The organism is Pseudomonas sp. GXM4 (genome assembly GCF_008923895.1).
Lineage (GTDB): Bacteria > Pseudomonadota > Gammaproteobacteria > Pseudomonadales > Pseudomonadaceae > Aquipseudomonas > Aquipseudomonas atacamensis.
Window position 1 is genome coordinate 1 of sequence record NZ_WBRZ01000260.1, and the last position, 7672, is coordinate 7672.

7 protein-coding genes are annotated in these 7672 nt (G+C 62.0%); 6 read left to right on the forward strand and 1 reads right to left on the reverse strand.

Annotation, left to right across the window (positions count from 1 at the left end; translation table 11 throughout):
• Positions 1 to 28: 28 nt before the first annotated feature.
• Positions 29 to 979, reverse strand: coding sequence for a DUF1853 family protein (locus F8N49_RS22955; RefSeq protein ID WP_071171851.1), 951 nt, complete (start codon positions 977 to 979; stop codon positions 29 to 31).
• A gap of 114 nt (positions 980 to 1093) precedes the next feature.
• On the opposite strand from F8N49_RS22955, the gene F8N49_RS22960 reads away from it, so the two are divergent.
• Genes F8N49_RS22960 through pepN form a run of 6 tightly spaced genes read left to right on the forward strand, consistent with a single transcriptional unit; the run spans position 1094 to position 7612 of the window.
• Positions 1094 to 1984 carry an NAD(+) kinase gene (locus F8N49_RS22960; RefSeq protein WP_016774212.1) on the forward strand — a complete coding sequence of 297 codons (891 nt, stop codon included), beginning with the start codon at positions 1094 to 1096 and terminating at the stop codon, positions 1982 to 1984.
• Entirely contained in the window at positions 1984 to 2955 is a 972-nt protein-coding gene (locus F8N49_RS22965; RefSeq protein WP_071171852.1) for a metallophosphoesterase, read from the forward strand. The genes F8N49_RS22960 and F8N49_RS22965 overlap by 1 nt, the downstream gene beginning before the upstream one ends.
• A complete protein-coding gene (locus tag F8N49_RS22970; RefSeq protein WP_071171853.1) occupies positions 2952 to 3821 on the forward strand; it encodes a rhomboid family intramembrane serine protease in 870 nt (289 codons plus the stop codon). Before F8N49_RS22965 ends, F8N49_RS22970 begins: the two co-directional genes overlap by 4 nt.
• 35 nt (positions 3822 to 3856) lie before the next feature.
• Positions 3857 to 4117: a YeaC family protein gene (locus F8N49_RS22975; protein WP_016774215.1), complete on the forward strand. Its 261-nt coding sequence runs from the start codon at positions 3857 to 3859 to the stop codon at positions 4115 to 4117.
• Positions 4114 to 4944: a DUF2797 domain-containing protein gene (locus F8N49_RS22980; RefSeq protein WP_016774216.1), complete on the forward strand. Its 831-nt coding sequence runs from the start codon at positions 4114 to 4116 to the stop codon at positions 4942 to 4944. The genes F8N49_RS22975 and F8N49_RS22980 overlap by 4 nt, the downstream gene beginning before the upstream one ends.
• A 10-nt stretch (positions 4945 to 4954) precedes the next feature.
• Positions 4955 to 7612, forward strand: a complete 2658-nt coding sequence (gene pepN, locus F8N49_RS22985) for an aminopeptidase N (protein ID WP_151552724.1) — start codon at positions 4955 to 4957, stop codon at positions 7610 to 7612.
• Positions 7613 to 7672: the final 60 nt, after the last annotated feature.

Genomic DNA, 7672 nt, shown 5'->3' on the forward strand with positions numbered 1-7672 from the left:
GAAGGGGCCAGTTCAGGCACCACAAATCTCAGGTTTGGCCGGGGACATTCGGCCAAAGATCCGCCACCAGAAACAACCGCTCCGCCTCTTCCCATTCGCCCTGGGCATTCTCGGTCAGGCGCACCATCAACTGCGCCGGGGCCAGTGCTGGCAGGTCTTCCAGCCACAAGCGCAGGTGCTCATCTGCCCAGACCTGATCCGCCGGGTAATGCGCCGGCGCCAGCCAGGCGTGGCGGGGCAGGGGTTGCCAGCGGCCCGGCGGGCGTTGGGCGACAAACGCCGGCCAGTCCTTCTGATGCAGCCAACTGCCACGCAGATGTTGCGGATGCGCGCCGTGCGGTGAGTCCGCCTGCCCGGGCCACGGATACAGCAGATAACCGCCCAGCCACAGATGCGCGCTGAAGGTTTCGATATCCAGCGCCGCGAGCACTTCGCGGCTTTCCGGGCGCGCCGAGATCGGCAATTGATGCTCGGCCAGATGCGCCAGCTTACGATCCAGCCGATCATGACAACCCGGCCCCAGCCAGTGCGCGGGATCGCGGCCATTGCCATCCTGCGGGCCAAGGTAGAGCTTGATCGCCAGTTCCAGATGATGCACGCCGTCGCGGTCACGCAGCAGCATGTCCAGCTCGCCGAGGGTGTGCCCGGCGCGGCGGATTGGCAGGTTGGCGGCGATCAGTTCGATGCCCGGCGCATGCGAGACGGCGAACTGCCACAGGCGCTCGTAATACAGGCCCAGACGGCGGGTGCGCGCCTGCGCCAGCCATTGCAGCAGGCCGTAACTGTCGTGGTCGAGCTGGCGCAGCCAATGTTCGAGACGCTGCGGGTCTTGTACCCAGTCGCTGCCGGCGAGCGGATGGCGCTGCGGCCATGGCGTGGCGGCGAGCATCGGCGGCGCGAGGATCACCCACGCCAGGTCCCGCACTTCGGGATGGCGTAATCGATGGGGCAATTGCAACAAGTCGGGAAACAGGATCATCTTGCGAGCATAGCCTTAAACCTGAGCGCACCCTTGTGGCTGAAAGGATTTTGTCTATCTGGCGCTTTCGCCCATAATCGGGTTTTCGCGTTTTCGATTGTCCGCAGAGGTCCCATGGAGCAATTTCGTAATATCGGCATCATCGGTCGCCTGGGCAGCTCCCAGGTGCTGGATACCGTCCGCCGACTGAAACGCTTTCTGCTCGACCGTCACCTGCATGTGATCCTCGAAGACACCATCGCTGAAGTCCTGCCCGGCCACGGCCTGCAAACCTCGTCGCGCAAGATGCTCGGCGAAGTCTGCGACATGGTCATCGTCGTCGGCGGTGACGGCAGCCTGCTCGGCGCCGCGCGGGCGCTGGCCAAACACAATATTCCGGTGCTCGGCATCAACCGTGGCAGCCTCGGCTTCCTCACCGATATTCGCCCGGACGAGCTGGAAATCAAGGTCGCCGAAGTGCTCGATGGCCACTATCTGGTGGAAAACCGCTTCCTGCTGCAAGCCGAAGTGCGTCGCCATGGCGAGGCCATCGGCCAGGGCGATGCGCTCAACGACGTGGTGCTGCACCCGGGCAAATCGACGCGGATGATCGAATTCGAGCTGTACATCGACGGCCAGTTCGTCTGCAGCCAGAAGGCCGACGGCCTGATCGTCGCCACACCGACCGGCTCCACCGCCTATGCGTTGTCCGCCGGCGGGCCGATCATGCATCCCAAGCTCGACGCTATTGTGATTGTGCCGATGTACCCCCATACCTTGTCGGGACGGCCGATCGTGGTCGATGGCAACAGTGAGCTGAAAATCGTCGTGTCCAAAGATATGCAGATCTATCCGCAGGTCTCCTGCGACGGCCAGAACCATTTCACCTGCGCACCGGGCGACACCATCACCGTGAGCAAAAAGGCACAGAAGCTGCGCCTGATTCATCCGCTCGATCACAATTACTACGAGGTGTGCCGCACCAAGCTTGGCTGGGGCAGCAAGCTGGGGGGCGGAGGCGACTGATGCTCGATCCCGCGCGCAGTTACGACCTGATCGGTGACGTGCACGGATGCGCCATGACCCTCGAACACTTGCTGGACCGTCTCGGTTATCACAAGCAGGGCGGGGTCTGGCGGCATCCGTCACGCATGGCGGTGTTCGTTGGCGACATCATCGACCGTGGCCCGCGCATTCGCGAGGCGCTGCACATCGTTCACGACATGGTCGAGGCGGGGCAGGCGCTGTGCATCATGGGCAACCACGAATTCAACGCGCTCGGCTGGGTCACCCCGGCGCCACCGGGCAGCGGCAAGCAGTTCGTGCGCGAACACACCAAGCGCCATGCGCGGCTGTTGCAGGAAACCCTGACTCAATTTGAAAACCATCCCGGCGACTGGCATGACTTCCAGCAGTGGTTCTACGAGCTGCCGCTGTTCGTCGATGCCGGTCGCTTCCGCGTCGTCCATGCGTGCTGGGACGCCGGTCTGATCGAGCCGCTGCGGGTGTTGTTCCCCAATGGCTGCGTCGATGAGCATTTCCTCCAGGCCTCGGCGGTGCCCGGCAGCTTCGCCTGCACCGTGTTCGATCGCCTGCTGCGCGGCACCGACATGCGTCTGCCCGGTGGCCTGACCATGACCAGCGGCGACGGTCTGGTGCGTTCGTTCTTCCGCACCAAGTTCTGGGAGGACGACCCGAAAACCTACGGCGACATCGTCTTCCAGCCCGATGCACTGCCGGAACCTGTCGCGCAGACGCCGCTGACTTCAACCGAAAAGAATTCCCTGCTGCGCTATGGCGTCGACGAGCCGTTGCTGTTCGTCGGCCACTACTGGCGCAGCGGCAAACCGGCGCCGATCCGCCCGAACCTCGCGTGCCTGGATTACAGCGCCGTGCTCTACGGCAAACTGGTGGCCTATCGTCTGGACCAGGAAACGCGCCTGGATCCGCAAAAATTCGTCTGGGTCGATGTCGAGCGGCCGGAGGTCCTGCAATGAGTGCGGTAGCGGTATTGCGCCTGCCGTTGGCGGTGGATTTGAGCGGTTTTGTCAAACTGCTGCAACGCATGCAAGTGCCCCATCGGGTCAGCGAAGAGGCGGGCGAACAGGTGTTGTGGGCGCCGGAGGAAATCAGCGAGGACGTGCGTTCGTTGTACGAGCGCTTCCCGGCCGGCGACCCGGATCAGCAACTGGACATTCCCGTGGGCCAGACCTTTAAACGGCCGGGTTTCGCCGAACAGCTGAAACACGCCAAAGCCACCGGATTGATTCTGCTGTTGAGCCTGATCGTCGGTGGTCTGACCTTCCTCGGCGAAAACCTGGAAACGCTGCGCTGGCTGACCTTCCTCGATTTTCGCGTGATCGGCGAGTACATCCACTTCGCGCCCCTGGCCGACAGTCTGGCGGCAGGGCAGTGGTGGCGGCTGGTCACGCCGATGCTGATCCACTTCGGCATCCTCCATCTGGCCATGAACGGCATGTGGTACTGGGAGCTGGGGCGGCGTATCGAGTCGCGCCAGGGCAGCATCAACCTGATCGGCCTGACGCTGCTGTTCAGTCTGGTGTCCAACTACGCGCAGTTCGTCTGGAGCGGCCCGAGCCTGTTTGGTGGGCTGTCCGGCGTGCTTTACGGCTTGCTCGGGCATTGCTGGATTTTCCAGATGCTGGCGCCGAACCCGGCCTATCGTCTGCCGCGCGGCGTGCTGGTGATGATGCTGGTGTGGCTGGTGGTGTGCATGTCCGGGCTGATTTCGCTGATCGGTTTCGGCCAGATCGCCAACGCCGCGCACCTGAGCGGGTTACTCATCGGATGCTTCACCGGTTTGTTGGGCGGTTTGTATAACCGCCGTAAACTGGCCGTCTAACATTTTTTGTTTCAGCAAAGAGCACGGAGACCCTGATGTCCTCTTTCAACGACATGATCAACAACATCACCCCGGACATCTACGAAAGCCTGAAACTGGCCGTGGAAATCGGCAAATGGTCCGACGGCAACAAACTCACTGCCGAACAGCGCGAGCTGTCGTTGCAGGCGATGATTGCCTGGGAAATCCAGAACCTGCCTGAAGACCAGCGCACCGGTTACATGGGCCCGCAAGAGTGTGCGTCGAAGTCGATCGAAGTGCCGAACATCCTGTTCAAGTCGGATGCCATCCATTGATCGAGATTGGCCGCGGTGCAATCAGCAAAATGTCGGCGCGCCTGGACGGGTCGAACGTGCAATACGCGTTTCGTCTGGATGACGTCGAGGTGCCGGTCAATCCGTTGATCGGCAGCACGTTGCGTCTGGAATTCCTGGGGGCGATCCACTGCACCCATTGCGGGCGCAAGACCAAGACCAGTTTCAGTCAGGGTTATTGCTACCCGTGCATGACCAAACTGGCGCAGTGCGACCTGTGCATCATGAGCCCGGAGCGTTGCCACTTCGACGCCGGCACCTGCCGTGATCCGGTGTGGGGCCAGCAGTTCTGCATGACCGATCATGTGGTTTACCTGGCCAACTCGTCGGGGATCAAGGTCGGCATCACCCGTGCCACGCAGTTGCCGACGCGCTGGCTCGACCAGGGCGCGAGTCAGGCGCTGCCGATCATGCGTGTGTCGACGCGCCAGCAATCGGGCTTTGTCGAAGACCTGTTCCGCAGCCAGGTGGCGGACAAGACCAACTGGCGCGCACTGCTCAAGGGCGATGCGGCGGCGGTGGATCTGGCGCAGGTGCGCGATCAGTTGTTCGAAAGCTGCGCTGAGGGCCTGCAAGGGTTGCAGGAGCGATTCGGCCTACAGGCGATTCAGACGATTGCCGATGTCGAACCGCTGGAAATCCGCTATCCCGTCGAGCAATACCCGGCGAAAATCGTCAGCTTCAACCTGGACAAGAACCCGATTGCCGAAGGCACGCTGCTGGGGATCAAGGGCCAGTACCTGATCTTCGACACCGGCGTGATCAACATTCGTAAATACACGGCGTACCAGCTCGCCGTGCATCAATAAGGATTCCAGCATGCGCACCGAACAACCGAAGATGATCTATCTCAAGGACTATCAGGCGCCCGAGTACCTGATTGACGAAACGCACCTGACCTTCGAGTTGTTCGAGGACCACAGCCTGGTTCACGCGCAACTGGTGATGCGCCGCAACCCGGAGCGCGGCGCCGGCCTGCCGCCGCTGGTGCTCGACGGCCAGCAACTTGAGCTGCTCTCGGTGACGCTGGCGGACCGGGAGCTGAGCGCTGCTGACTATCAAGTCTCGGACAGCCACCTGACCCTGCAGCCGACCAGTGAAACCTTCACCCTCGACACCAGCGTGCGCATCCACCCGGAAACCAATACCGCGCTGGAAGGCCTGTACAAGTCCGGCACGATGTTCTGCACCCAGTGCGAGGCCGAAGGCTTTCGCAAGATCACCTATTACCTCGACCGCCCGGACGTGATGAGCAAGTTCACCACCACCGTCGTGGCCGAACAGCACAGCTACCCGGTGTTGCTCTCCAACGGTAACCCGATCGCTTCCGGCCCCGGCGAAGACGGCCGGCACTGGGCGACCTGGGAAGATCCGTTCAAGAAACCGGCGTACCTGTTCGCGCTGGTCGCCGGTGATCTGTGGTGCGTCGAAGACACCTTCACCACCATGAGCCAGCGCAACGTCGCGCTGCGCATTTATGTCGAGCCGGAAAACATCGACAAGTGCCAGCACGCGATGAACAGCCTGAAGAAATCCATGCGCTGGGACGAAGAGGTCTACGGTCGCGAGTACGATCTGGACATCTTCATGATCGTCGCCGTCAACGATTTCAACATGGGCGCGATGGAGAACAAGGGCCTCAATATCTTCAACTCCAGCGCCGTGCTGGCCCGCGCCGAAACCGCCACCGACGCCGCGCACCAGCGGGTCGAGGCGATCGTCGCCCACGAATACTTCCACAACTGGTCGGGCAACCGCGTCACCTGCCGCGACTGGTTCCAGCTGTCGCTCAAGGAAGGTTTCACGGTGTTCCGCGATGCCGGTTTCTCCTCGGACATGAACTCGGCGACAGTCAAGCGCATTCAGGACGTGGCGTACCTGCGTACCCACCAGTTCGCCGAAGATGCCGGGCCGATGGCCCACGCGGTGCGCCCGGACAGCTTCATCGAGATTTCCAACTTCTACACCCTGACCGTGTACGAAAAAGGCTCGGAAGTGGTCGGCATGATCCACATCCTGCTCGGTGCCGAAGGCTTCCGTAAGGGCAGCGATCTGTATTTCGAACGCCACGACGGTCAGGCCGTGACCTGCGACGACTTCGTCAAGGCCATGGAAGATGCCAATGGCGTTGATCTCAGCCAGTTCAAGCGCTGGTACAGCCAGGCCGGCACACCGCGTCTGGCCGTCAGCGAGTCCTACGACGCTGCGGCGAAAACCTACAGCCTGACCTTCCGCCAGAGCTGCCCGCCGACCCCGGACAAGGTGGAAAAACTGCCGTTCGTGATCCCGGTCGAGCTCGGCCTGCTCGACAGCCAGGGCAATGAAATCGCTCTGCGTCTGGCTGGCGAAGCCTCGGCACAAGGCACCACTCGGGTGATCTCGGTGACCGAAGCCGAGCAGACCTTCACTTTCGTCGACATCAACCAACAGCCTTTGCCGTCGCTGCTGCGCGGCTTCTCGGCGCCAGTGAAATTGAGCTTCCCGTACAACCGCGATCAACTGATGTTCCTGATGCAGCACGACAGCGACGGTTTCAATCGCTGGGATGCCGGTCAGCAATTGTCGGTGCAAGTGCTTCAAGAGTTGATCGGCCAGCATCAGAAAGGCGAGAGCCTGAAGCTCGATCCGCGTTTGGTGTCGGCGCTGCGCACGGTGCTGTCCGACGAGTCGCTGGATCAGGCGATGGTTGCCGAAATGCTCTTGCTGCCGGGTGAGGCCTATCTCACCGAGATTAGCGAAGTGGCTGACGTCGAGGCGATTCATGTCGCTCGCGAGTTCGCCCGCAAGCAACTCGCCGAAGGCTTGTTCGAAGCGCTGTGGCTGCGTTATCAGGCCAATCGCGATCTGTCGAAAAAGACTCCGTACGTCGCCGAGGCCGAGCACTTCGCCCGGCGCGCCTTGCAGAACATTGCCCTGTCGTACCTGATGCTCAGCGGCAAGCCGGAAGTGCTGGCGGCGGCGCTGGAGCAGTTCGAGACCGCCGACAACATGACCGAGCGCCTGACTGCGCTGGCGGTGCTGGTCAACTCGCCGTTCGAAGAACAGAAGGCCCTCGCCCTGGCCAGCTTCGCCGAGCACTTCAAGGACAATCCGCTGGTCATGGATCAGTGGTTCAGCGTGCAGGCTGGCAGCACCTTGCCGGGCGGTTTGGAGCGGGTGAAGGCGTTGATGCAGCACCCGGCATTCAACATCAAGAACCCGAACAAGGTGCGGGCATTGATCGGCGCGTTCGCCGGGCAGAACCTGATCAACTTCCACGCGGCGGACGGTTCCGGTTATCGCTTCCTCGCCGATCTGGTGATCGAACTGAACGGCTTCAACCCGCAGATCGCCTCGCGCCAACTGGCCCCGCTGACCCGCTGGCGCAAATACGACAGCGCCCGTCAGGCACTGATGAAGGCCGAGCTGGAGCGGATTCTGGCGTCCGGGTCGCTGTCCAGCGATGTGTATGAAGTGGTGAGCAAAAGCCTGGCGTAACCCGATCCGGTAGGAACCGTCGAGTTGATCGTTCCCATGCTCGGCGTGGGAATGACTCTC

What these genes read in the sequence shown, in the direction of transcription:
- F8N49_RS22955 (WP_071171851.1), bottom strand. Translation starts at nt 979, where the DNA reads ATGATCCTGTTTCCCGACTTGTTGCAATTGCCCCATCGATTACGCCAT.
- F8N49_RS22960 (WP_016774212.1), top strand. Translation starts at nt 1,094, where the DNA reads ATGGAGCAATTTCGTAATATCGGCATCATCGGTCGCCTGGGCAGCTCC.
- F8N49_RS22965 (WP_071171852.1), top strand. Translation starts at nt 1,984, where the DNA reads ATGCTCGATCCCGCGCGCAGTTACGACCTGATCGGTGACGTGCACGGA.
- F8N49_RS22970 (WP_071171853.1), top strand. Translation starts at nt 2,952, where the DNA reads ATGAGTGCGGTAGCGGTATTGCGCCTGCCGTTGGCGGTGGATTTGAGC.
- F8N49_RS22975 (WP_016774215.1), top strand. Translation starts at nt 3,857, where the DNA reads ATGTCCTCTTTCAACGACATGATCAACAACATCACCCCGGACATCTAC.
- pepN (WP_151552724.1), top strand. Translation starts at nt 4,955, where the DNA reads ATGCGCACCGAACAACCGAAGATGATCTATCTCAAGGACTATCAGGCG.